Raw genomic sequence first — 501 nt, 5'->3', positions numbered from 1 at the left:
GCTATACAGCTTGATCGGGATGTGGCGGCCGAGGCGCGATTGCTGCAATCCTTGGCGCTGGCGCTGCTGGCATTCACGCCGCATGTCACCTTGGACGTAGTCGACGAGGCAACTGTGTTGTTGGAGGTGGAGGCCAGTTTGCGCCTGTTCGGCGGGCATCGCGCGCTGTGCCGGGCTGTAAAGTATTGCGCGGTTCGGTTGGGCGCCATGCCTCAGCTGGGTACCGGGCCGACAGCACGCGGTGCGGCATGGCTTGCCAGTGCGCAACCGGTGCCGACACGTGGCCGTCGCCGCACGGCAGAACGTCAGGGGCGCGCGCGGAGGGCGGTGCGGCAGGAGCGGTTGTCGGCGTTGCTGGATCAATTGTCGATCGATGCGGTGGCGCGACTCACGCGACCCGATTGGCTTGAAGGTCTCGGCTGCCGCACGCTGGCCGATTTGCGGGAGTTGCCGCGTAGCGGCCTGCGGCGGCGCTGTGGGCCGTTGCTGGTGGATACGCTC

Annotated in this window: 1 protein-coding gene; it reads left to right on the top strand. The window is 67.3% G+C overall.

Annotated elements, in window-relative coordinates:
- A partial coding sequence (locus D1614_RS29195; protein ID WP_206610240.1) for a DNA polymerase Y subunit UmuC family protein occupies nt 1-501 on the top strand: 501 nt, incomplete at both ends.

Origin of the sequence: Maribellus luteus, from assembly GCF_003576475.1 — a bacterium.
In the GTDB taxonomy this organism is placed as follows: domain Bacteria; phylum Bacteroidota; class Bacteroidia; order Bacteroidales; family Prolixibacteraceae; genus Draconibacterium; species Draconibacterium luteum.
This window is presented reverse-complemented; position numbering and strand designations above follow the sequence as displayed.